This is a genomic window from Xanthomonas sp. F14, assembly GCF_014199865.1.
Genome location: NZ_JACHOM010000002.1, coordinates 334,797 through 360,105, shown reverse-complemented (window position 1 = coordinate 360,105; position 25,309 = coordinate 334,797). Strand labels below are relative to the sequence as shown.

General features: G+C 66.6%; 14 protein-coding genes. 12 read left to right on the top strand and 2 right to left on the bottom strand.

The annotated features are described in order from the left end of the window. Positions 1–12: 12 nt before the first annotated feature. The gene (locus tag GGR73_RS10000) at positions 13–1,929 is read right to left on the bottom strand and encodes an ABC-F family ATP-binding cassette domain-containing protein (RefSeq protein WP_184456760.1); all 1,917 of its coding nucleotides are present in this window, start codon (positions 1,927–1,929) and stop codon (positions 13–15) included. A 177-nt stretch (positions 1,930–2,106) separates the two neighbouring features. On the opposite strand from GGR73_RS10000, the gene GGR73_RS09995 reads away from it, so the two are divergent. The 4 genes from GGR73_RS09995 to GGR73_RS09980 all read left to right on the top strand — a co-directional run bounded on the left by GGR73_RS09995 (position 2,107) and on the right by GGR73_RS09980 (position 10,534). After that, entirely contained in the window at positions 2,107–4,491 is a 2,385-nt protein-coding gene (locus tag GGR73_RS09995) for a TonB-dependent receptor plug domain-containing protein (RefSeq protein WP_102256035.1), read from the top strand. Positions 4,492–4,730: 239 nt separating this feature from the next. Continuing rightward, positions 4,731–5,156, top strand: coding sequence for a VOC family protein (locus GGR73_RS09990; RefSeq protein ID WP_184456759.1), 426 nt, complete (start codon positions 4,731–4,733; stop codon positions 5,154–5,156). 274 nt (positions 5,157–5,430) lie between these two features. Next, positions 5,431–7,818: a TonB-dependent receptor gene (locus GGR73_RS09985; protein WP_184456757.1), complete on the top strand. Its 2,388-nt coding sequence runs from the start codon at positions 5,431–5,433 to the stop codon at positions 7,816–7,818. 316 nt (positions 7,819–8,134) lie between these two features. Further along, complete coding sequence (locus tag GGR73_RS09980) at positions 8,135–10,534, top strand: TonB-dependent receptor (protein ID WP_184456755.1); 2,400 nt, start codon at positions 8,135–8,137, stop codon at positions 10,532–10,534. 202 nt (positions 10,535–10,736) lie between these two features. Here the strand turns inward: GGR73_RS09980 and GGR73_RS09975 are convergent, their stop codons facing one another. Further along, positions 10,737–11,930, bottom strand: coding sequence for a cytochrome P450 (locus tag GGR73_RS09975; RefSeq protein WP_184456753.1), 1,194 nt, complete (start codon positions 11,928–11,930; stop codon positions 10,737–10,739). Between the two features lie 446 nt (positions 11,931–12,376). On the opposite strand from GGR73_RS09975, the gene ybaL reads away from it, so the two are divergent. The 8 genes from ybaL to GGR73_RS09935 all read left to right on the top strand — a co-directional run bounded on the left by ybaL (position 12,377) and on the right by GGR73_RS09935 (position 24,570). Continuing rightward, positions 12,377–14,074 (top strand): YbaL family putative K(+) efflux transporter, encoded by a 1,698-nt coding sequence (gene ybaL / locus GGR73_RS09970; RefSeq protein ID WP_046343878.1) that lies wholly within the window; start codon positions 12,377–12,379, stop codon positions 14,072–14,074. 215 nt (positions 14,075–14,289) lie between these two features. Next, positions 14,290–15,051: an aldolase/citrate lyase family protein gene (locus GGR73_RS09965; protein ID WP_184456751.1), complete on the top strand. Its 762-nt coding sequence runs from the start codon at positions 14,290–14,292 to the stop codon at positions 15,049–15,051. Continuing rightward, the gene (locus tag GGR73_RS09960) at positions 15,052–17,184 is read left to right on the top strand and encodes a TonB-dependent siderophore receptor (RefSeq protein WP_184456749.1); all 2,133 of its coding nucleotides are present in this window, start codon (positions 15,052–15,054) and stop codon (positions 17,182–17,184) included. A gap of 233 nt (positions 17,185–17,417) precedes the next feature. Next, positions 17,418–18,644 (top strand): siderophore biosynthesis protein PvsA, encoded by a 1,227-nt coding sequence (locus GGR73_RS09955; protein WP_184456747.1) that lies wholly within the window; start codon positions 17,418–17,420, stop codon positions 18,642–18,644. After that, the gene (locus tag GGR73_RS09950) at positions 18,641–20,443 is read left to right on the top strand and encodes an IucA/IucC family protein (protein WP_184456746.1); all 1,803 of its coding nucleotides are present in this window, start codon (positions 18,641–18,643) and stop codon (positions 20,441–20,443) included. The genes GGR73_RS09955 and GGR73_RS09950 overlap by 4 nt, the downstream gene beginning before the upstream one ends. Further along, the gene (locus tag GGR73_RS09945; protein WP_184456744.1) at positions 20,440–21,636 is read left to right on the top strand and encodes an MFS transporter; all 1,197 of its coding nucleotides are present in this window, start codon (positions 20,440–20,442) and stop codon (positions 21,634–21,636) included. The genes GGR73_RS09950 and GGR73_RS09945 overlap by 4 nt, the downstream gene beginning before the upstream one ends. Next, entirely contained in the window at positions 21,614–23,377 is a 1,764-nt protein-coding gene (locus tag GGR73_RS09940; protein WP_184456742.1) for an IucA/IucC family protein, read from the top strand. The genes GGR73_RS09945 and GGR73_RS09940 overlap by 23 nt, the downstream gene beginning before the upstream one ends. After that, entirely contained in the window at positions 23,374–24,570 is a 1,197-nt protein-coding gene (locus tag GGR73_RS09935) for a type III PLP-dependent enzyme (protein ID WP_184456741.1), read from the top strand. The genes GGR73_RS09940 and GGR73_RS09935 overlap by 4 nt, the downstream gene beginning before the upstream one ends. Positions 24,571–25,309 lie beyond the last annotated feature (739 nt).

Sequence of the window (25,309 nt, the reverse complement as noted above, 5' to 3'; positions counted from 1 at the left end):
AACGCCTGCGCGTTACGCGCCTTCGATCAACTCCATCCACGCCGCCTCGGCTGTGGCCAGCTGCTGCGCCGTCGCCTCGCGGTCGCGGCCCAGGACCGCCATCTTGTCGGTGTCGGCATAGTTCGCCGGGTTGGCCAGCTGGCGGTCGAGCTCTGCCAACGCGGCTTCCAGCTCGCCGACGCGCTTTTCCGCGCTGGCCAGCTTGTGCGGGTTGACGGCTTTCTTCGGCGGCAGTGGCTTGGTCGGCGGCGGCGGAGTCGGCGCCACTTCGGCCATCTTCTGCTTGGTGCCCTGGGCGGCCGGGCGGCTGCGCAGCCAGGCGGCGTATTCGTCCAGATCGCCAGCGAACGGCTCGACCACGCCATCGGCCACGCGCCAGAAACTGTCGCAGACCAGGCCGATCAGATGGCGGTCATGCGAGACCATCACGATGGCGCCCTCGAAGTCGCTCAGCGCCTCGGCCAGGGCCTCGCGCATTTCCAGGTCCAGATGGTTGGTCGGTTCGTCCAGCAGCAGCACGTTGGGCTGCTGCCAGGCGATCAGCGCCAGCGCCAGACGCGCGCGCTCGCCGCCGGAGAACCCATCCACCACTTCGAAGGCGCGGTCGCCGGCGAAGTTCCATTTGCCCAGGAAATCACGGAACGCCTGATTGGCGCCATCCGGCGACAGTTCGCGGAAGTGATCCATCGGCGACTGGCCCTCGTGCAGCGATTCCACCGTGTGCTGCGCGAAGTAGCCGATCCGCAGATCCGGATGCGCACTGCGCTCGCCCGACAGCGGCTGCAGCTCGCCCACCAGCGTCTTGACCAGCGTTGACTTACCCGCACCATTCGGCCCCAGCAACCCGATCCGGTCACCCGCCTCCAATCCGAATCCAACATCGTGCAACACGGTAATCGCATCGCTGGACCCGCGCTTTTGCGACTCCCCATTCCCGATTCCCGATTCCCGCGGCGCAGCCGCATACCCGCAAGCAGCGTGATTCAGCCGGATCAACGAAAACGGCAAGCGATTGGGCTGGGCGAACTGGATGCGGAATTCGCGCTCGGCGCGTACCGCCTCGGTGCCGGCCATCTTGGCCAGGCGCTTCATGCGGCTCTGTGCCTGGGTGGCCTTGCTGGCCTGCGCCTTGAAGCGGTCGATAAAGCTCTGCAGATGCGCGCGCTCGGCCTGTTCCTTGTCGTGGGCGATCTGCTGCTGACGCAGGTGCTCGATGCGCTGGCGCTCGAAATCGGTATAGCCGCCGACATACAGCTTGGCGGTGCCGCCGTGCAGATGCAGCGTATGCGTGGCCACGTTGTCGAGGAACTCGCGGTCATGCGAAATCAGCAGCAAGGTGCCCGGGTACTTGAGCAGCCATTGCTCCAGCCACAGCACCGCATCCATGTCCAGGTGGTTGGTCGGTTCGTCCAGCAGCAGCAGGTCGCTGGGCATCATCAGCGCGCGCGCCAGGTTCAGGCGCACCCGCCAGCCGCCGGAGAACGAGGACACCGCGCGGTGATGGGTGTCGGCCGGGAAGCCCAGGCCGTGCAGCAACTTGCCGGCACGCGCCTCGGCGTCGTAGGCGCCCAGCTCGGCCATCTTCTGGTGCGCGTTGGCGACCGCTTCCCAATCCTCGCGCGCGGTGGCTGCGGCCTCTTCCTGCAGGATCGCCGAGACCTCGATGTCGCCACCGAGCACGAACGACAGCGCCGGATCGGGCAGCGACGGGGTTTCCTGCGAGACGCTGGCGGTGCGCACCTTGCCGGGCAGGTCGACATCGCCCTTGTCCGCTTCCAGTTCGCCCTTGACCGCGGCGAACAGGCTCGACTTGCCGGTGCCATTGCGGCCCACCACACCGACGCGGTAGCCGGCATGCATGGTCAGGTCGACGTTGGACAACAGCAGACGCTCGCCGCGTCGCATGGAGAAGTTGCGCAGGGAAATCATTGATGGACAGTCCGATAGAACGAAAAGGAATGAGCAGATGAGCAGCACTCCTGCGACGCCATTCTAGCGTTAACGAATAATTAGCGCCTTCGGGCTGGCCGTCGTTCCCTTCGCATCGCCGCGACCAGACCCCGCCCAGCCTTGCTGGTCCTGCCTGGACCCCCGTTCGGAGTTGTCATGAATTACCCGTTGTCCACGCTCGCAACCGCCGTCGTTGCGGCGCTGCTCGCCTCCCCCGCCTTCGCCCAGACCGCCACCCCGGCCAGCGCGCCCGCCAATACGCTCGATACCGTCATCGTCACCGGCACCCGCGTCTCCGACCGTACCGTGGCCGAGTCGCAGTCGCCGATCGACATCATCAGCGCCGAGTCGCTGCAGGCCACCGGCACCTCGGAGCTGGCCACCGCGCTGGCCCGCGCGCTGCCGTCGCTGAACTTCCCGCGCCCGGCCCTGAGCGACGGCACCAGCGCGATCCGTCCCGCGCAGCTGCGCGGCCTGTCGCCGGACCAGGTGCTGGTGCTGGTCAACGGCAAGCGCCGCCACACCTCCTCGCTGCTCAACCTCAACGGCACCATCGGCCGTGGCGCCGCGGCAGTGGACCTGAACACCATTCCGGTGGCGGCGATCGCGCGCGTGGAAGTGCTGCGCGACGGCGCCTCGGCGCAGTACGGCTCCGATGCCATCGCCGGCGTGGTCAACATCGTGCTCAAGGGCGCGGAGAAGGGCGGCAGCCTGCAGGCCGGCTTCGGCCAGTATTCGGCCGGCGACGGCAGCAACTACGAGCTGTCCGGCGACACCGGCGTGGCCTACGGCAACGAGCGCGGCTGGCTGCACGTGGCCGCCCAGCTCAACCAGCAGGACCCCACCGACCGCGCGCGCGGCTATGCCGGCGCACCCAGCGCCTCGCAGCCGGCCGTGGGCCAGAAGGCGTTCAAGATCGGCGACCCGGACGTGAATGCGCAGGCGGTGTCGGCCAATACCGAGTTCGCCTTCAGCGACAGCATCACCGGCTACGCCTTCGCCACCGCCAGCAACCGCGACATCACCTCGTTCGCGTTCTTCCGCGCGCCGGGCAGCAGCCAGAACATCCTGTCGGTGTATCCGCAGGGCTTCCTGCCGGAAATCCAGACCTACGCCAAGGACCGCTCGCTGGTGGCCGGCGTGCGCGGCTCCACCGCCAGCGGCTGGGACTGGGATGCCAGCTACAACTACGGCTACAACAAGATCGATTTCCACACCCGCAACACGCTCAACGTGAGCCTGGGGCCGAGCTCGCCGACCTCCTTCTACGACGGCGCGCTGGAGACCACGCAGAACATCGTCAACCTGGACGTCAAGCGCGGCTTCGACTGGGGCCTGGCGTACCCGGTGACGGTGGCCTTCGGCGCCGAATACCGCAACGAGAAGTGGAATCAGTCGCCGGGCGAAGTGGGCTCGTATTTCCAGGCCGGCACGCTGGCCGGTGGCGCGCAGGGCTTTGGCGGATTCGCGCCCAGCGTGTCCGGGCGATACTCGCGTGACAGCTACGCGCTGTACGCAGATCTGGAAGCCGATTTCACCGACAAGTTCTCCGCCGGCCTGGCCGGGCGCTACGAAGACTTCAACGACTTCGGCAGCCAGGCATCGGGCAAGTTGTCCGGGCGCTATGCGTTCACCGACAAGATTGCGCTGCGCGGCACGGTGGCGTCGGGCTTCCGCGCGCCATCGCTGGCGCAGCAGTATTTCCAGTCCACCAGCACCACCTTCCTGGCCGGCAATCCGAACCCGTTCGAGATCCGCACCTTCCCGGCCGACAGCAACGTGGCGCGCGCGCTGGGCGCAGAGCCGCTGGATGCCGAGACCTCGCTGTCCTACAGCCTGGGCCTGGTGCTGCAGCCGACCGATGCGCTCTACCTCACCGTGGATGCGTACCAGATCGATGTGGACGACCGCATCGTGCTGTCGTCCAACCTCACCGGCACCGGCGTGCGTAACTTGCTCGAAGCGCAGGGCATCTTCGGCATCAACGGCGGGCGCTACTTCACCAATGCGGTGGACACGCGTACGCGCGGCGTGGACGTGGTCGGCAGCTACCGCTGGCAGCTCGCCGCCAGCAGCGTGGACCTGACCGCCGGCTACAACTATTCGGAAACCGAAGTGCGCAGCGTCGCCGCCAACCCGGCTGCGTTGTCGGCCAACGGGCTGAGCCTGGAGCGCATCGACCGCACCGAACGCGGTCGCATCGAGGAAGGCTTCCCGCGCGACAAGTTCCTGGTCAACGGTAGCTGGAACCTGGAGCACTGGACGCTGGCATTGGGTGCCACGCGCTATGGCAAGTACAGCACGCGTCCGGCCGCGGCGACCAACGACCAGACCTTCGGCGCCAAGTGGGTGGTGGATGCCTCGGCCAGCTACAAGATCGATCGCTGGACGCTGACCCTGGGTGCGGACAACCTGCTGGACGAGTACCCGGACGAGAACAACTTCGCCAACTCCACCAGCGGGCAGTTCCCGTACAGCAATCTGTCGCCGTTTGGCTTCAACGGTGCCTACGTGTACGGCCGCATCAACTATCGCTGGTAATCAAGACAGCGATCCACACTGCTGCGGTGTTGCCACGCGTTGGTTGCTGACGCATGCGGCACGGCCGCATCCTGACGCCTGACCACACGCCCCGGCCTGCCCGGGGCGTGTGCGTTTTTGCCCGTTGTCCGTGCGGCGTTCTGATGCAGCCATCCAGGCGCGGGCATCGATGCGCCGTGAAGAGCTGCCGGCGGCCGCGGTGGTATCAACACCGCTTCCACCCTGCCGGAGCACCCACCATGGACGCAGCGCAGCTCTCACGTGGCCGCCTGATCGATCACCTGCATCTGGTCGTCCACGACCTGGCAGCGAGCCGACATTTCTACCAGGCGGTGCTCGATGTGCTGGGCATTCCGATCGGTGGCGAAGGCGAGGGATTCTTCTGGGCCGACGAGCTGTTCGTGTCCGATCGCGACACGATGGCGCAAGGCCAACTCACTGGCCGCCACCATCTCGCCTTCCAGGCGCACGACGTGGCCATGGTGCATGCATTCCATCAGGCCGCCCTCGCCCACGGCGGTCGCGACCACGGCGCGCCGGGCGTGCGCCCGTATCACCCGAGCTACTACGCCGCGTTCGTGCTCGACCCGGATGGCAACAACATCGAAGCGGTGTTCCATGGTCCTGCGCAACGCAGTGTCGATGCGGTGCAGATCACGTTCTGATGCAGAAGTTTCATATCTCGTATCGATGTCCATGATGGTGCAGGCAAGCGGCTGATACCGCAGGTCTGGTGCAAACCACGCATCACTTTGGTGCACGATGACAACGATGGCAGTAGCACGTCATACATGACAGTTACTTGCGCAACGTAACCAAAATTTGACATGCGGTTACACGTGGTTAATGGTTGGGAACGCACCGCAGCTGCCGCAACGGACGCGGCCCGGGAGGGGGCCCCCTGCGATGCATCCGTTCCCCACTCGGAGTTGTCACCGCATGAATTGCAAGACCAGTCCACTCGCAGTTGCCGTTGTTCTTGCACTGTCGTTTTCCGCTTCAAACGCGTCCGCGCAGTCACAGGCTCCCACCCAGAAAACGCTCGATACCTTGATCGTGACCGGCACGCGCGTGGCCGATCGCACCGTGGCCGAATCGGCATCGCCGATCGACATCATCTCGCCACAGGCACTGGAATCGACCGGCACCACCGAGCTGGCTACCGCGCTGTCACGCGCGATCCCCTCGTTGAATTTCCCGCGCCCGGCCATCTCCGACGGCTCGGACGCAGTGCGCCCGGCGCAGCTGCGCGGCCTGTCGCCCGACCAGGTGCTGGTGCTGGTCAACGGCAAGCGCTATCACAGCACCGCGTTGATCAATCTCAACGACACCCAGGGCCGTGGTTCGTCGCCGGCCGATCTCAACACCATTCCGATCGCCGCAGTGGAGCGCATCGAAGTGCTGCGTGACGGCGCATCGGCGCAATACGGTTCGGATGCGATTGCCGGCGTGATCAACATCGTGCTCAAGGGCAGCGGCGAAGGCGGCAGCGTCAATGGCCGCTACGGCAAGTACAGCGCCGGCGATGGCGAGCAATATCAGCTGTCCGGCGATGCCGGTTTCAGCTTTGCCGGCACCGGCAAGGTGCATCTGGCCGCACAGGCGGGACATTCGGACCAGACCAACCGCGCACTGCCATTCCAGGGCCGCGTGGAGCAGCGTTACGGCGATCCGGACATCGACCAGGGCGCGATCTCCTTCAACGGCGAATACAGCCCCACCGATTACCTGACCTTCTACTCGTTCGGCATGGTCAGCCGCCGCGAAGTGCTGTCCAACGGCTACTTCCGCTTTGCCGGCGACAACCGCAACCGCCCGGAAATCTATCCGGACGGCTTTCTGCCGCAGATCTACAACGTCAGCAAGGACGTGTCGTGGGTGGGCGGCTTGAAGACCTCCACCGAAGGCGGCTTGAACATCGATCTGAGCTACAACTACGGCCAGAACAATCTCACCTTCGATGTGCGCAACAGCTTGAACAACAGCCTGGGCCTGGCCAGCCCGACCGACTTCCATGCCGGTACGCTGGAAGTGACCCAGAACGTGCTCAATGCCGACTTCACCAAGACGCTCGACTGGGGCCTGGCGTATCCGGTCACGCTGGCCTTCGGTGCGGAATGGCGCGGTGAGAAGTTCAACCAGTCGCCCGGCGATGCGGCGTCCTCGGCCAATGGCGGCATTCCCTCTGCGGCAGGCACACTGATCCCGGGCGCACAGGTGTTTCCCGGCTTCAAACTCTCCGACGCCGGCTACTACAACCGCAACAGCCATTCGGCGTACGTCGACCTGGAAGCGGATCTGACCGAAAAGCTTTCGGCCGGCCTGGCCGGGCGCTACGAGAAGTACAGCGATTTCGGCGATACCGCCACCGGCAAGCTGTCGTTGCGTTACGCGTTCACCGACAAGGTGGCCGTCCGCGCCACCGCCTCCACCGGGTTCCGTGCGCCGTCGTTGCAGCAGCAGAACTTCCAGTCGATCGCCACGCAGTTCCTCAACGTGGCCCAGCCCAACGGCACGGTCACCGCGATCCCGTTCGAGATCGGCACCTTCCGTACCGACAACCCGGCCGCGATCGCACTCGGCGCCGAGCCGTTGAAGGCCGAGGAATCCAAGAACTACGGTCTTGGCGTGGTGCTGCAGCCGATCGAAAACCTGTACATCACGGTCGATGCGTACCGCATCGATATCGATGACCGCATCGTGCTGTCGGAAAACCTCACCTCCAATGCAGCGCGCAATTACCTGCAGGCCAATGGCTTCCCGGGCATCGGTGGCGGGCGCTACTTCACCAACGCGGTGGACACCAAGACCCAGGGCGTGGATGCGGTCGGCACCTATCGCTGGAACCTGGACGGCGGCAGCGCGGAGCTGACCTCCGGCTACAACTACAACAAGACCGAAGTGGAACGGGTCGCCGACAACCCGGCAGCGCTGGAAGCGATCGATCCGGGTGCGGTGCGCATCGGCCGCGCCGAACTCGGTCGCATCACCGAAGGCACGCCGCGCGACAAGTTCTTCCTGGGCGGCACCTGGTCGCCGGGCAACTGGTCGTTCACCGGCACCGCCACGCGCTGGGGCGAGTTCAGCACCTTCGGCACCAACGCCGGCAGCGACCAGACCTATGCGGCCAAATGGACGCTGGACCTTGCCGCGTCCTACAAGTTGAACGACTGGAACTTCACCATCGGCGGCGACAACGTGCTCAACGAGTATCCCGACCGTCAGGAAGCCGGCCTGGGCACGCGCACCTACCTGCCCTACAGCAGCGCCTCGCCGTTCGGTTTCAACGGTGCGCTGGTGTACGCCAACGTGAGCTACAGGTGGTAAATCGCCGCGTGCCGGTCGGCAGCGACCGGCATGTCGATCACCTCGTCCCGCCTCGCTGAGACGAGGCAGCACGCCCGCAGCATCACTCGCCCTTTCCGATTGTCGCGAAAGGGCGAGTTCCCCCCCCTTCTTTCGCAAGGATGCGCCACGCAGCAGACGCTGCGTTGCAGTCTGCTGTCTTGCTGTGCACGTCGCCTTGCCAGCGCACACGCGCTGCGCGCAGGCAACACGGATCACGCAGTCCGCCGTCGTCTTTCCCCCGGCAATGCGCGCAGCGCATCGCTGCGTCCACCATCCCCTTTGAGTCCCCATTCCCATGCACACCTCCAACGCACTCTCGCTTGCGATCTCGGTCGCACTCACCGTCTGTACGTTCGCTGCCAGTGCGCAATCGCAGCCTGCCCAGCCGCAGAAGACCCTGGACACCCTGATCGTCACCGGTACGCGCGTCAGCGACCGCACGGTGGCCGAATCCGAATCGCCGATCGACATCATCACCGAGCAGTCACTGCAGGCCACCGGCGCCACCGACATCGCCACCGCGCTGGGCAAGCTGCTGCCGTCGCTGAACTTCCCGCGCCCGGCGATCTCCGACGGCAACGATGCCGCGCGCCCGGCCACGCTGCGCGGCCTGTCGCCGGATGCGGTGCTGGTGCTGGTGGACGGCAAGCGCTATCACACCTCCTCGCTGATCAACTACAACCCGTACGTCGGCCGCGGCTCGGCGCCGGCCGACCTGAACTCGCTGCCGATGTCGGCCATCGCACGCATCGAAGTGCTGCGTGACGGCGCCTCGGCCCAGTACGGCTCCGATGCGATCGCCGGCGTGGTCAATATCGTGCTCAAGCATGGCGCCGATGCCGGCAGCAACAGCGTGTCGGTCAATGGCGGCATCATGGACAAGGGCGATGGCGAGCAGAACGGCATCGACGGCTCGGTCGGCCTGCCGTTCGGCGGCAGCGGCGGCGACACCGCACCGGGCTGGGTGCGGCTGTCGTGGAACTACCAGAACACCATGAGCACCAACCGCGGCGAGAACACCAACCGCGCCACCACCGTGCCGGGCACGCCCAATCCGGGCGGTGTCCCCTACCAGCGCCACGGCGACCCGGCCTCCACGTTCTACCAGGGGCTGGCCGCATTCGGCTACGCGTTCTCGCCCAACCTGGAACTGTACGGCCATCTCAGCATGAGCCGTCGCGAGGTCACCTCCAACGGCTATTACCGCGCCGCCGACAACACCGCGCGCAATGTGCAGGCGATCTACCCGAACGGCTTCCTGCCGCAGATCTACAACCCCACCAACGACCGCTCGGCCGTGCTGGGTTTGAAAGGCAGCACCGAGAGCGAATGGAACTGGGACGTGTCGGCCACCTACGGCAAGAACGACATGACCTTCAACATCCTCAACAGCATCAACACCAACCTGTACTACACCACCGGCAGCTCGCCGACCAACTTCAATTCCGGTGGCTTCGAAACCGAACAGGGCACGATCAACCTGGACGTCAACAAGTCCTTCGACTGGGGCCTGGCGTATCCGGTCAATGTGGCCTTCGGTGCCGAACATCGCCAGGACCGCTACCAGATCACCGCCGGCTCGCCGGAGTCGTACTTCTTCGATCCCAATACCATCAATCCCGACGACGGCGCGCCGTATCCGGGCGGCGCACAGGTGTTCTCCGGCCTGGAGCCGACGGTGGCCGGCAAGTTCGGACGCCACAGCAATGCGGTCTACGCCAACCTGGAAGCGGACATCACCGACAAGCTGTCCGGCGGCATCGCCGGGCGCCACGAAAACTACAGCGACGCTGGCTCCACGCGTTCGGGCAAGCTGTCGGCGCGCTACGCCTTCAGCGACACCTTCTCGCTGCGCGGCACCATCTCCAACGGCTTCCGCGCACCGTCGCTGGCCCAGCAGAACTACGCCTCGGTGGTGACGCTGATCCAGAACGGCGAGCTGGTGCAGGTCGGTACCTACCGCACCTCCGACCCGGTCGCGGTGGCACTGGGCGCCGGCCCGCTGAGCCCGGAGAAATCCACCAACTACGGCCTGGGCGCTGTGTGGCAGCCGACCGCCAGCTTCACTTCCAGCCTGGACGTCTACCAGATCCGCATCTGGGACCAGATCCTGTATTCGGACCAGCTGCAGCTGGCACAGCCGATCGGTCAGGTGGCCGCGGTGCAGTTCTTCGTCAACGGCGCCACCAGCCGCACCCGTGGCGTGGACTGGATCAACAGCTATCTCGCCGACCTGGGCAGCTACGGCAAGCTCAATCTCAGTGCCAGCGCCAACTACAACAAGACCACGATCCTGGAACTGTCCAACCCCAACTTCGGGCGCGCCAGCCAGGGCCTGCTCACCGACGCCACCCCGCGCACCAAGTACATGGCGGCGGCGGACTGGACGCTGGGCGGTTTTGCGCTGAACTTCAACGCCACCCGCTACGGATCGATCAAGCGCATCAGCGACCCGGCCGATGGCAGCCAGGACCAGACCTACGACGCGCGCTGGTTGTTGAACCTGGCCGCCAGCCAGACCTGGAACGCGTTCACCTTCACCGTGGGCGCGGACAACCTCACCAATCAGTATCCGACCAAGGCGCAGCTGACCACCGCCTACGACGACCGCGCCGGCGGCCTGCAGTATTCGTCGCTGTCGCCGTTCGGCTTCAACGGCCGCTACTGGTACGGGCGGGTCACCTACCGGTTCTGATTGGCGGGTTTGAGCGGACCTGACGATCCGCGCCTGCGTCAACGCAAACACCGCCGAGTGATCGGCGGTGTTTGTCGTTGTGGCATCTCGATTCGCGTGCAGCGGCCCTGCGTCATCTGCCGCGGTGATTGCCAGCACTACGACTGCAGCAACAATGCGTGCCGACCTGGCCCGGCCCGGCACTGCGCCGCCTGGCCGCAGCTCACCAGGAGGCGAGCAGCGCGTCCACACCACGCAGGTTGGCGCGATCGTTCCAGCTCAGCGTGTCCAGCTGCTCCAGCCGAAGCGCCGGCAGACGCGCCAGCAGGCAGGCCAGCGCGGCCTCCATTTCGATCAGCGCCAGCCGGTTGCCCAGGCAGTGGTGAATGCCGCCACCGAACGACAGCGCACGGCCCTGCTGGCGGCGGATATCCAGCAGCTGCGGGTCGGTGAACTGCAGCGTGTCGTGATTGGCCGCGCCCAGCATCAGATACAGCATGGCGCCCTGGGGGACCGCCACGCCCTCGATCTCGACATCTTGCAACGCCGTGCGCGTGGCGATCTGCACCGAGCTGTCGTAGCGCATGCATTCAAGCACTGCATTGGGCAGCACGCTCGGGGTTTCCTGCAGCAGGCGCAATTGCTGCGGATGCCGATGCAGCGCGACCAGCGCATTGCAGATCATGTTGGAGGTGGTTTCGTGGCCGGCAAAGAACAGCAGGATCACGTTGGAGACGATCTCCTCGTCGCTCAGGCGGCGGCCGTTGTCCTCGGCCTGGATAAAACGCGCGATCAGATCATCGCCGCCAGCGCTGCGCCGTTGCGCGATCACGCCGTGGAAATATGTCGCCAGCTGGTCGTACGCAACGCTGGTGGCCTGCAGTTCTTCCGCCGTCATCATCGGATCGAAGACTTTTGCCAGTGCGCTGGTCGCGTGGCTCAACGCGGTGACATCGGCCGCATCGATATCCAGCATCCGGCAGATGATGGCGATCGGCAGCGGGAACGCGAACTCGGTCAGCAGATCGCAGTGGCCGTTTGCCTGGAAAGCATCGATCAACCCGGCGGCGGTATCGCTGGCCACTTCACGCATGGACTCCATCTGCCGCGCACCGAAGGCCTGTGTCATCAGTCCGCGCAACTGGGTGTGCAGCGGCGGGTTGAGCAGCAGGAACATGCGGCTCATGCCCTGAAACAGCGGCAGCTGCACCGCCGCCTCGCCGTAACGCAGACGAATGCTTTGCAGATAGTCGCGGCCGACCCGGCGATCGCTGAGCAGGCGATCGACCACGGCGTAGCGGCCAGACATCAGCCGCCCGTCTGCCACCTGCACCAACGCGCCTTCGGCGCGCAGGCGTGCATAGGTCGGATAGGGATCGTGCCGGAACTGGAGTGTTGCCAAATCGCTGAGATGCATGGCCTGGCTCGTGTGGCGTCACCCGCAACAGGGGCGATGCGTGCGTGGGCCTGCCGAACGACGCAGGCGCTCCACTGGGAGCCCGGATTGTCGGCCGGCGCCACGCTGTGGCCTTGCGCAAGCGCGAAGAGGTGTCGTCAATGTTGAATCGGCGTGCCGGACTTGCGCCCTGCGTCGCAACTCGCACGCGCAGGCGCGGGCCACAGCGGTTTACGCGCGGCGTCTGACGCATGGATCGGCCTGCGTGCATGCGCTGCGTGTCGCATCGCGTTAATCAAGCGCTGTGTACTATGGGCGTCCGGCCAACCGGACCAGCAACGCGGTCCCGGTTCCCCCGCGCCGGACTCCAGCCATGACCACGCAATGCCCGCAGGCGACGCCCGGCGCAGTGCCGTTGGCTGGTCGCGCCCGCGACGCTCTCTCGGACACTCTCACAACGGATTGGAATGCATCACGACACCAGCCTCATCGACATCATCGCAGTCGGCCTCGCGGTCGCTTTCGTGCTGGGCACGCTCGCACAGAAAGTGAAACTCTCGCCGCTGGTCGGCTATCTGCTGGCCGGCGTCTGCGTCGGGCCGTTCACGCCCGGCTTCGTGGCCGACCAGACCATGGCCAACCAGCTGTCCGAGCTGGGCGTGATGCTGCTGATGTTCGGCGTGGGCCTGCACTTCTCGCTCGACGATCTGATGGAAGTGAAATGGATCGCCATTCCGGGCGCGTTGGCGCAGATCGTGGTCGCCACGCTGCTTGGCTGGGCGCTGGCCTGGAGCATGGGCTGGCCGTTGATGCATGGGCTGGTGTTCGGTCTGGCGCTGTCGGTGGCCAGTACCGTGGTGCTGCTGCGTGCACTGGAGGAACGCCGCCTGCTGGAAACCCAGCGCGGCCGCATCGCGGTGGGCTGGCTGATCGTCGAAGATCTGGTGATGGTGATCGCGCTGGTGATGTTGCCGGCGCTGGCCGAGGTGCTGGGCACCGCCGCGCCGGCCGCGGCGCATGCCGGCGAATCCACCTCGCTGCTGGCCGCGCTGGGCCTGACGCTGTTCAAGATGGTGGCGTTCGTGGCAGTGATGCTGGTGGTCGGGCGGCGGGTGATTCCGTGGTCGCTGGAAAAGGTCGCCGCCACCGGCTCGCGCGAGCTGTTCACCCTGGCCGTGCTCGGCATCGCGCTGGGCGTGGCGTTCCTGTCGGCCACGCTGTTCGGCGTGTCGTTCGCGCTTGGCGCGTTCTTCGCCGGCATGTTGCTGAAGGAATCCGAGCTCAGCCACAAGGCCGCCAGCGATTCGCTGCCGTTGCGCGATGCATTCGCGGTGCTGTTCTTCGTCTCGGTGGGCATGCTGTTCGACCCGATGATCCTGGTCGAGCATCCGTGGCAGGTGCTGGCCACGTTCCTGACCGTGACCCTGGGCAAGTCGCTGGCCGCATTCGTGATCGTGCGTGCATTCGGCCACCCCACCGGCACCGCGCTGACCATTTCCACCAGCCTGGCGCAGATCGGCGAGTTCTCCTTCATCCTGGCCGGGCTGGGCGTGCAGCTGGCGATCCTGCCGGAAACCGGGCGCGACCTGATCCTGGCTGGCGCGCTGCTGTCGATCATCGCCAACCCGTTCCTGTTCTCGTGGCTGGACCGCTGGCAGGCCAGGCAGGCGCAGGACGCCCCAGCCGCGGTGGAGCCGGAACTGCCGCCCGGCCCGCCGCTACCGCTGGACGGCCATGCCATCGTGATCGGCTATGGCCGCGTCGGCAGCGCGCTGGCGCAGTTGCTGCGTAGCCGCGGCGTGCCGGTGCTGGTGATCGACGACAACAGCGATCATGTGGCCAAGGCGCATGCGGCCGGCATTCCCGGTATCCGCGGCAGTGCGGCGGCCGACCGCGTGCTGGCCGAAGCCCGCCCGGAGCACGCCAAGATCGCGATCCTGGCGATCCCGCAGCCGCTGGAAGCCGGCGAGGCGCTGGCCAAGCTGCGCGCGATCAACCCGTCGCTGACGCTGCTGGCGCGCGCGCACAGCGACACCGAGGTCAAGCACCTGCTCGAACACGGCGCCGACGGCGCGGTGCTGGCCGAACGCGAGCTGGCCTATTCGCTGGCCGAGATGGTGATGTCCACCCCGCCGTATCGGGCATTGCGCGTACCGGCGTCGTAACCGCAAGGCGGGGCGACGCAGCGCTGCACGACACGAAAACCCGCCGGCGGCGCCTGCGGGTTTTTTGTTGCCTGCAGGTGGTTCAGTGCGAAACGGCTTGCAGCCGTGCATTGATCGAACTGCGACCAGGGCACCGAAAAATGCCCACCAAATCCACTTGATAATCATTCCCATCCGGAGCAGGATGAGCGCCCGTTTCCTTGGCGGCCTCATCCATGACGTTTGCGGTTGGCGTTCTCAACGCAGTGCCAAGCGTGCAGTTGTGCGAGCTGCTGGGCCGCATCGGCTACGGCTTTGTGGTGCTCGACCTGGAACATGTGCTGCGCGCGCCGGACGAACTGGAACACGCCATCCGCGCCTGCGAGCTGTCCGGCTGCGAGGCTTGGGTGCGCGTGCCGGAGGTGGACGAAAAACTGATCGGCCGCGTGCTGGATGCCGGCGCGCGCGGGATCGTGATTCCACGCGCCGAATCGGCCGCGCAACTGGCCGATGCCATCGCCGCGGCACGGTTTCCGCCACTGGGCCGGCGCGGCATGACCGGCGGGCGCGTCACCGGTTTCGGCAATGTCGACCTGCCCACGTATATCGCGCAGGCCAATCGCAATATCCGCATCGTGCCGATGATCGAAAGTGCCGCCGGCATTGCGGCAGTGCCCGAGCTGCTGGCGCTGCCCGGCGTGGCGCTGGTGATGGAAGGCGCGCTGGATCTTGCGCTGGATCTGGGCCTGGGCCCGCAACCGACCCATCCACAGGTGTGGGAGCTGCTGCTGCAACTGCATGCGCACTGCGTTGCGGCCAACGTGCCGTTCTGCCCCAATCCGCGCACCGACGCGCAACGCGCGCACTGGCTGCAACAGCCGGACCTGCGCTGGCTGCTGGCCGGCGAAGACCGCGCGCTGATTCAACGTGCACTGCGCGGCCACCTGGCCAGCTTCGCCGCACCCACTCCACCACCCGCCTGCAGGAGCACGCCGTAGATGTCGACGTTCCGTTTCCACGCCCTGACCATCGCCATCGCTGCGGCCACCTGGGCCCTGCCGCCGTTTGCGTTCGCCACCGAGTCGCCGGATGCGGCAGCCACCGATGCGCAAACGCCGATCCGTGCGCTGGACACGATCCAGGTGCAAGGCAGCCTGCTCGGGCGTTCCAGGCCCGACGATGTGCAGCGCTATGCCGGCAGCCGCCAGGTGATCGACCGCGAGCAACTGCGCAATGGCGGCAACCGCTCGCTGGACGATGCCTTGCAGCGCGTGCCGGGCATCAAGATCTTCGACGAGACCGGCACCGGCGCGTTGCCGCAGCTGATGCTGCGCGGCCTGTACGAAAGCCGCAGCGGCCGCGTGCAGGTGCTGGAAGACGGCATTCCGCTGGCACTGGCGCCGTATGGGCAGACCAGCCTGTCGTTGTTTCCGGTGGGGCTGAACCAGATCGACCGCATCGACATCGTGCGCGGTGGCGCGGCCGTGCAGTACGGGCCGAACAATGTCGGCGGGGTGATCAATCTGGTCAGCAAGGAGATCCCCAGCGAGTGGAGTACCACGCTGGCGCACAAGGTCACCGCCGGCGGCCAGGGCCAGTTCCTGCAGGACAGCGCGCTCAGCAGCGGCGGCTACCTCACCGACAACCTCGGCCTGCAGGTCGATGCCGATCGCACTTACGGCGAGTACTGGCGCGCGCACAGCGATACCGACATCAGCAATCTGCGCGTGCGTGCGGAGTGGTGGCTGGATGACACCAAGTTGCTCAAGGCCAGCGTGCAACGCTATCTGGTCGACATGGATCTGGCCGGCGCGCTCAGCCCGGACGATTACCGGCGCGACCCGCGCCAGTCCACGCGCCCGCTGGACAGCTTCAATGGGCGTACCACGCGCGCATCGTTGAGCTACGAGCAATTGTTCGGAGACTGGGGTCCGTTGAAAGATGTCCGGTTGTCCTGGACCAACTTCAGCGCGCGCAGCAGCCGCAACTTCATCGTCGGCATGCGCCAGGTCGCCACCGAAACCTGGCGTTCGGACCTGCCGCCGCAACTGCGCCAGACCGCACCGCGCGACTTCCGCGTGGTCGGCAGCGAGCCGCGGCTGAGCTGGAGCATGGGCGATGCCGGTGGCGTGCGTCAGCAGTGGACCGCCGGCGTGCGTGCGGTGCACGAGGACATCGATTTTTTGGTCGGCAATCTGCGTCTGCGCGATGGCCTGTTCACCAGCGTGCGTGACTGGCAGTTCGAAGACCGCGCCCTGGCCGCCTACGTCAGCAATGCGATCACCCTGCCCGACGAACGCCTGACCATCACCCCGGGCCTGCGCTACGAGCGGCTGGATTCGCGCTATTTCAATCGCGCCACCGGCTTGCGTACGCGCAACCAGACCCGCGATGTATTGCCGGGGTTGACGATTGGTTTCCAGGCCAACGCACACTGGTTCTTCTACGCGGACGGGCAGCGCTCGCTGCGTGCGCCGCAGGTCACCCAGATCATCTTCGGCAACAACCTGGATGCCGAACTGGCATGGAATTACGAAGCCGGCACGCGTTACCAGCCCAACGACCGCACCCGCATCCAGCTAGGTGCGTATCTGATCGATTTCGATCAGCAGATCCAGCTGGACAACACCACGCGCGTGTTCCGCAACCTCGGCAAGACCCGCCATCAAGGCGGCGAGCTGGAACTGCAATGGAGCCCGGAAAACCTGCGCGCGCTCACCCTCAACGCCGGTTATGCATATCTGGATGCCAGCCAGGAATCGGGCGCATTCCGCGGGCTGCGCGTGCCCTACACCTCGCGCAACCAGATCACCCTGGGCGGCAACTACACGCTCGGTCACACCACTGTCGCACTGTCGAGCTACTACTTCAGCAAGGCCTACAGCGATGCGGCGAACACCGTGCAGGAGAACGCGATCGCCTCGGTCGGCGAGTTGCCGTCGTACTGGGTATGGAACACGCAGGTGAGCCATACCCTGTTCGAACGCGATGGACAAAAATTCAGCGCGTCGCTGGCGATCAACAATCTGTTCGATCGGCAGTACTGGTTCCGCGGTGTGGATACCAGCCCGTGGGGCCGCCAGGCCGCACCGTCACGCACCGTCACCGCCGGGCTGGAGTACACGTTTTAGGCCTCCCACCCGGCACATGCCGTAGCAACCGACGTACAGGGGCGTCGGTCGGCTGACGGCAACGGCGCTCGCGCTGGCGGGCGCCGCAGACAACACGGCGTGCATGACGCACGCCTCCCTGCCGCAGCATGCGGCATGCGATCACCGTATCGCAGGCCACCCAACGCCCCTGCGGCGCCAGGCAGCCCGTTTCAGTACCGGTTTTTCCACCGTCCTGTTGAACGAGAGCTGCCATGACTGCGACATCCGCTGCACCGTTGGTGATCCTCACCCATGTCTGCCATCCGGCCATCACCGAAGGCTTTCTTCCGGCCGCGCATGCGCTCGGCCTGCCGGTGTGGCTGCTGACCGACCACCGACTCGATCACCTCAGCCATTTCCGCGAGCATCCGGCGCATGCACCGCAACGGGTGATCGAATGCGATGTGTTCAATCCGCTCGGCGTGCTGGATGTACTGCACGACGCCGATGTGTCGCCGCGCGCGGTGTTCAGCAACAGCGATCATCTGCAGACCAGCACCGCGCTGGTCGCAGCGGGTCTCGGCCTGCCCGGCAAGGACTGGCAGGTCTGCTACGCGGCCAAGAACAAGGCGGCGATGCGTCAGCGCCTGCGTGCGCGTGAGCTGCCATCGCCGTGGTTCTGCACGCTGGCGCCGGGCGCCGCATTGCCGGCCGACATTCCGTGGCCGGTGGTGGCCAAACCGCGCGAGGGCGTGGCCAGTCTGGACGTTCGCCATTGTGCAGATGCCGCGCAGTTGCAGGCCTATCTGGACGATGTGTGGCAGCGCCATCCGCAGCGCACCGTGCTGCTGGAAGGCATGCTGGAAGGGGCGCTGTTTACGCTGGAAACGCTGGGCGACGGCCATACGTTGCAAGCGCTGGGCGGCTTCAGGGTGCGCTTGTCGCCACCGCCGCACTTCGTGGAATGCGAGGCGCAGTGGGATGCCCGCGTGGACACGCCGGTGATTGCGCAGGCGCTGCAACAGTTGCGCAGCTTCGGGGTCGGCTTCGGGCTGTGCCATAGCGAATTCATCCTCACCAGCGACGGCCCGGTGCTGGTGGAGATCAACTACCGCAGCATCGGCGACCGCCGCGAGTTCCTGCTCGACGACATGTTCGGCGGGCAGTGGTTCACCGCCGCGCTGGCACCACATCTGGGCCTGCCGCTGCCGCAGCTGCGCTGCGATCGTGCCCATGCCTTGTTGCGTTACTACGTCGCCGCGCAGGACGGCGAGCTGGTGACCGCCAGCGAAGATCGCCGCCACCACGATGCGCATAGCGATGTGCACTACCGGCGCATGCGCGCGCCCGGTGAACGCATCCGCCTGAGCCATTCCAACAAGGATTACCTGGGTGTGCTGAGCGCGGTGGCCAGTGATGCACAGGCGCTGCAACAGGCGGTGGTGCATGCCGAAGCGGGGCTGCAGTGGCGGATCGATGGCGCGGAGCTGCGCGCATGAGCAGTGCCGCCGACCAACGCTATATCGCCACCCGCATCATCGATGCCTGCCTGCGCGAGGACCTGCGCGGTATTGCCAGCCGCGGCAGCGCCGCAATACCCGAGGCAGGCGTACTGGCGGCATGGACCGACCCCAGCCCGGTGGAGGGCTGGTGGCGCATCGCGCATCTGCCCGACGGCACGCTGTGGTTGCCGATCCATCGGCAGGGCTATCTGCAGGACATCAGCGCCTGCGGCGACAGCTGGATCGTGCAGGGCGCCGATGGCGCGCATGTCGAACGCGGTGCGCAGGCCTGGCTGCAACGCATGAGCGCGCAGCTGGACAGCGAGACACAACAGCTGCATCGCGCCTACGCCGAAGAAGCCGATTGCGCTGCCGTCCACCTGGGCCTGGCGCGCCAGGCCTACGACGCGCAGGCACCTGCGCTGCTCAATGCCTTGCAGCACCCAGATGCAGCCGAGCGTGCGTATCGCTGCGATCAACTGGCCAGCTATCGCGATCATCCGTTCTATCCCACCGCACGTGCCAAGGCCGGGCTGGATGCCTCGGAACTGCGCGATTACGCACCGGAATTCGCCCCCACCTTCGCGCTGCGCTGGCTGGCGGTTCCGCGTGCGCAGGTCAGCTGCACCAGCGCGCCGCCGGCCGAGTTGTGGCCGGACTTCGCCACGCTGGGCCTGCCGCCTGCGCTGGCCGACACGCATGTCGCCTGGCCGGTGCATCCGCTGGTGTGGGCGCGGCTGGAGCAGGACGGGTTTGCACTGCCGCCAGGCACACTGCGGGCGCCGCAGGCCTGGCTGGAGGTGCGCCCCACCCTGTCGGTCCGCACGCTGGTGCCGCTGCAGCATCCGCAGCTGCATCTCAAGCTGCCGATTCCGATGCGCACGCTGGGCGCGCTCAATCTGCGCCTGATCAAGCCCTCCACGCTGTACGACGGCCACTGGCTGGAGCGCGCACTGCGGCGCATCGATGCGCTGGATCCGGCCCTGCGCGGCCGCTGCGTGTTCGTGGACGAATCGCATGGCGGGCATGTGGGACAGACCCGTCATCTGGCCTATCTGCTGCGGCGTTATCCACCGTTGGAGGACGCCACGCTGGTGCCGGTGGCCGCGCTGTGCGCGCGCTTGCCCGACGGCCGGCCGATGGCGATCCATCTGGCCGAGCGCTTTGCACAGGGCGATGTGCTCGGCTGGTGGCGCGCGTACACCGAGCTGATGCTGGCGGTGCATTTGCGCCTGTGGCTGCGCTACGGCATTGCGCTGGAAGCCAATCAGCAGAACAGCGTGCTGGTCTACGCCGATGGCCAGGCGACGCGGCTGCTGATGAAGGACAACGACGCCGCGCGCATCGCGATGCCGCAGTTGCGCGCGCAGCTGCCGGATCTGGACGCGTTGGGCCCGCTGCACGATGCGCGCATCGCGGTGGAGCAGCCGCAGGCCCTGGCGCAGATGTTCTGCACCATCGTGCTGCAGCTGGATCTGCAGGCGGTGCTGGAAGGCCTGGCCGAATGGCAGCCAGCGCTGCGCACGCCGCTGTACACGCAGTTGCAGACGCAGTTCGCCTTGACGCTGGCGCAGCTGGATGTCGATGGCATCGATACCGCTCCCGCACGTCGCCTGCTGGCCGCACCGCGGCTGCCGGTGAAATACCTGCTCAGCGCCGGCAGCCTGCTCAGCAAGCAACTCACCGGTGCGAGCGACATCAACAAGTTCTACGGCGATAGCGCGCCCAATCCTTTCGGCGACGCCTTCGCTGGCGCGCAGCACAGGCCGCGTCGGCAGGCGGGTGCTCAGCGATGAAGCGCATCCTGGGCCCGGTGCTGGCCGCGCATTACCTGGCCGCCTTCACCGCACTGGGCATGCCGTTGTTTCTGCCGCAGGTGCTGGCCGAACTGGCACCGTCTGCGGCGGTTGGCTGGAGCGGCGTGCTGTACGTGTTGCCGACGCTGTGCACCGCGTTGACGGCCGGCACCTGGGGGCGCCTGGCCGACCGCTATGGACGCAAGCGCTCGTTGCTGCGTGCGCAGCTGGGGTTGGCGCTGGGCTTTGCGATCGCCGGCTTCGCGCCGTCGCTGAGCTGGCTGGTGATCGGCCTGATCGTGCAAGGCACCTGCGGCGGCTCACTGGCGGCGGCCAATGCGTACCTGGCCAGCCAGCCGCAGGCCGGCCCGCTGGCGCGCGCGCTCGACTGGACGCAGTATTCGGCGCGCCTGGCGATGGTCAGCGCGCCCGCGTTGCTGGGCCTGGCCGTGGCGCTTGGCCCGGCGCAGTCGCTGTATCGCGCGCTTGCGCTGCTGCCGCTGCTGGCGTTCGCGCTGACCTGGCGTCTGCCCGCCGACCGGCCGGCGCCGCGGCTGACCGCGTCCCCTGCGCAGTCCGCGCCCTCCGGGCATGCGGCTGCGTCGGCGCCATCGGCGTCAGCACCGGCCAGCGCACTGTGGCCTGCGTTGCTGATCGCGCAGTTCCTGTTCTGCTTCGCGATGGTGGTGACCTTCCCCTACTTCATCCCGTATGCGCTGGCGCGCGGCGCCGGCCACGACGCGCTGGCCGGCCTGCTCTACAGCCTGCCGCACCTGGTCTATCTGGTGGTGTTGCCGTGGTGGCGGCGCGGCGATGGCGAAGCCTGGCTGGTGCCCGGCCTGGCGCTGTTCGCGCTGGCCTGCCTGTGGCAGGCGCTGCTGCACGACGCCATCGCATTGGCAGCGGCACGGCTGCTGTTTGGGTTCGGCATGTTGTTCGGCCTGCGTGGGCTCAACCGCAGCCTGGCGCTGGTCGCCAGCGGGCATGGCGCCGGGCGCCTGTTCGGCCGCTTCGATGCCTGCGGCAAATGGGCCGGCGTGTTCGCCGGTGCCGCTGCCGGCGCGCTGGCCCAGGCGGCCGGCCCTGCCACTCCCTTCCTGGCTGCCGCGCTGGCTGCGGCGGCCGCTGCGCTCACCGTTCTGGTGCGCTTCCCTTCGAGGAGATCCGCCGATGTCGCCGCACACGATGCATGACCCCTGGTACGACAGCATGGCCGACGCGCAGGCCTGCAGTTGCTGGTTGAACTGCTACCTGCGCGAGTTCGCAATTCCGCAACGCGCAGTGGACTTCGATTACCGCGGGCTGGATCGCCCCGGCCCGCGCGTGGCCGAGCAGCGCTGGCTGCGGATCGCGCTGGGCGATACCGGCACGCTGTGCGTGCGCATTGCCTATGCCGATCGCCTGGGCCGCTGCCGCTTTGCCTCCACGCCGTTTCTCAAGGGCGCCGGCCAACCGTGGCAGAGCCTGGACGCGCATGCCTTGGCGCGTTGCCTGCTGCAGGCGCTGGGCAGCACGCAGGCGGTCAACCCGGAACTGCTCGCGCAAAGCGCCAACAGCGTGGCGATCACTGCCGCACTGCTGCGCCAGGCACAGGGCACCGCCGCGACCGGCGAGGCGATGATCGACGCCGAACAATCGATGCTGTGGGGGCATGCCTTGCATCCCACGCCCAAGAGCCGCGAAGGCGTCGACCTAGCGCAGGTGCTGGCCTGCGCGCCGGAGGCGCGCGCCGCGTTCCAGCTGTTCTGGTTCCGCATCGACCCACGGCTGTTGCGCATGCAGGGCCGCGATGTACGTGCCAGCCTGCGGCAGCTCTCCGGCGGCGAGGCGCTGTATCCCTGTCATCCGTGGGAAGCGCAGCGCCTGCTCGACGACCCGCTGCTGCGCACCCTGCAGGCGCGCGGGCTGATCGAGCCTGTCGGCATGCTGGGCGAGGCACTGCGGCCCACCTCGTCGGTGCGCACGCTGTATCACCCGGAACTGGATTATTTCCTCAAGTGCTCGGTGCATGTGCGGTTGACCAACTGCGTGCGCAAGAACGCCTGGTACGAGCTGGAAAGTGCGGTCGCGCTCACCGAGCTGCTGGCACCGAGCTGGCGTGCGCTGGCCGTGCCAGGCTTCGATGTGATGCTGGAGCCGGCGGCCACCTCGCTGGAGGTCGCCCAGGTCGATCCCGCCTTGCACGACGCCGACCCGCTGGCGGCGCGTGGCCTGTCGGAGAGCTTCGGCATCCTGTACCGGCAGACCCTGCCCGCCGCGCAACGCGCGCGCTGGCAACCGCAGGTGGCCGCCGCGTTGTTCACCTGCGATGCGCAGGGCAACAGCGTGTGTGCGTCCAGGCTGCAGGCATTGGGCGGCGCGCAGATGGATTGCCACACCGCCACGCTGCTGTGGTTCCGCGCCTATGCCGGCTTGCTGCTGGACGGAGTGTGGAGTGCCTTGTTCCAGCACGGCATCGCGCTGGAACCGCACCTGCAGAACACCGTGATCGGGTTTGCCGATGGCTGGCCGACGCGGGTATGGATCCGCGACCTGGAGGGCACCAAGCTGCTCGCACATCACTGGCCCGCCACGCGCTTGCAGGGCGTGGGCGAACGCGCGCGGCAATCGCTGTACTACACACCGGAACAGGGCTGGAATCGGGTGGCGTATTGCGCGCTGGTCAACAATCTGGCCGAGGCGATCTTCCATCTGACCGAAGGCGATGCCGTGCTGGAGGCGCGCCTGTGGCAATGCGTGGGCGAGCTCGCCGCACGCTGGCAACAGCGCCATGGTCCGCAAACCGCGCTACAGGGCCTGCTCGACGGCGCGCCGCTGCCTGGCAAGAACAACCTGGGCACGCGGCTGTGGCAACGCGCCGATCGCCAATCCGATTACACCGCGCTGCCCAATCCGATTCCACGCTTCGCAGCGGCACGGCGGGTGGCGGCATGAGCCTGCGCATCGATACTGACGCAGTGATGCAGGCATTGCCGGGCATCCGCGACCAAAGCGATGGCCCGCTGTGCGCCTACGTCTACGACCTGGCCGCACTGGATGCGCATGCAGCCTGGATGCGCGCGCAACTGCCGGCCGACTGCGAGCTGTTCTACGCGGCAAAAGCCAATGCGGAGCCGCCGATCCTGCACACGCTCGCCCCGCACGTGGATGGCTTCGAGGCGGCCTCCGGCGGCGAACTGGCCTGGCTGCATCGGCAACAACCCCAGGCCGCGTTGTTGTTCGGCGGCCCTGGCAAGCTCGATGGCGAACTGGCCCAGGCCGTCGCGCTGCCCGACTGCACCGTGCATGTGGAAAGCCTGGGCGAACTGGAACGCCTGGCCGCGATCGCGGCGCAGGCCGGCCGCTGCGTGCCGGTGTTCCTGCGCATGAACATCGCCGTGCCCGGCGCGCAGAGCACGCGCCTGATGATGGGCGGGCAGCCCTCGCCGTTCGGCCTGGACCCGGACGATCTGGATGCGGCGATCCAGCGGCTGCGGGCCAGCCCTTCGCTGCGGCTGGAAGGCTTCCATTTCCATCTGATGTCGCACCAGCGCGATGCCGGCGCGCAGTTGCATCTGATCGCCGCCTACCTGCGCACCGTGCAGCAGTGGCGGCAGACCTATGCGCTTGGCCCGTTGCGGGTGAATGCAGGCGGCGGCTTCGGTGTGGATTATCTGGCGCCAGAATCGTCGTTCGACTGGGCCGGCTTCTGCGCCGGCTTGCCTGCCTTGCTACGCGAACACGACCAGGCACTGCGCCTGCGGCTGGAACCCGGGCGCTATGTCAGCGCCAGCTGCGGCTGGTATCTGATGGACGTGCTGGACCTCAAGCGCAGCCACGGCGCGTGGTTTGCGATCGCCCGCGGCGGCACCCATCACTTCCGCACCCCGGCCGCGCAAGGCCACGATCATCCGTTCCGTGTGTTGCGTGGCAGGCATGCGCCGGTGCTGCGCGACACCCCGGTCACCCTGGTCGGGCAGCTGTGCACGCCCAAGGACGTGCTGGCGCGCAACCAACCTGTCGCAGCGCTGGCACCCGGCGACTGCCTGGCCTTCCCGCTGGCCGGCGCGTATGCGTGGAATATCTCGCACCAGCAGTTCCTGATGCATCCGCCGCCGCAGATGGTGTTCCTTACGCAGGGGCATTGACGTACCGATTGCGGACGAACAAAGCTTAGGCCTGGGTCAGCAGGCCCACATGCAGATGTGCTGTTGCCGCAATTTCCTGAGGTGACTCGAAGTAGCTGTGCAGAAATTTCGTAGAAGTTAGCCAAGCGGATTGTTGCCCAGTGACAACTCTCCTAGGGAAGGTCTGAACGACCCACCAAACCTCTCAAATTCCAGCTTCTTGCATGTCAGTGACGAGCAACATGTCGTGTTTGGTGCGATTTCTGCAACTTTCTAGCGTTTTAGCTGCCGCCAGGCAGCATTACCCCCGGGCCGGCAGCAATTGCCGGCGCACCATCCATCAGTTGGCCTATGGCTCGGCTCTTGCCTGTGCCCTCAGACCCCGAAAAAGGATGGGATCGCGGCATGATTGAGTTCGACCCGCACCATCGTATAGATCTGACCGGCCCTCGGACCGGTTCTATTTCCTCGGTGATCGCCTGACCGCTCCCGGAAGGTCGCGAGCTGCTCCCGGAAGATTTGGCGTGGCTATCGCTCACCGCCTGCCAGGCGCAGGAATGGTTCCGGATGCTGGAAGCTGCACGCTCGGAACCATTGCTCAACCGCACCGCGCTTGAACTCGGCACTGAACTTCCTATGCTTTGACATGAATACTCATCATGGCCTGGACCTTCTTGTAAGTGTCCGTGAAAACGGGGTAGAACCCCCACTGCAATCCTGGAAGGCTAAGCTATGGCTTGTAGCCGCTTGCATAGGGTCA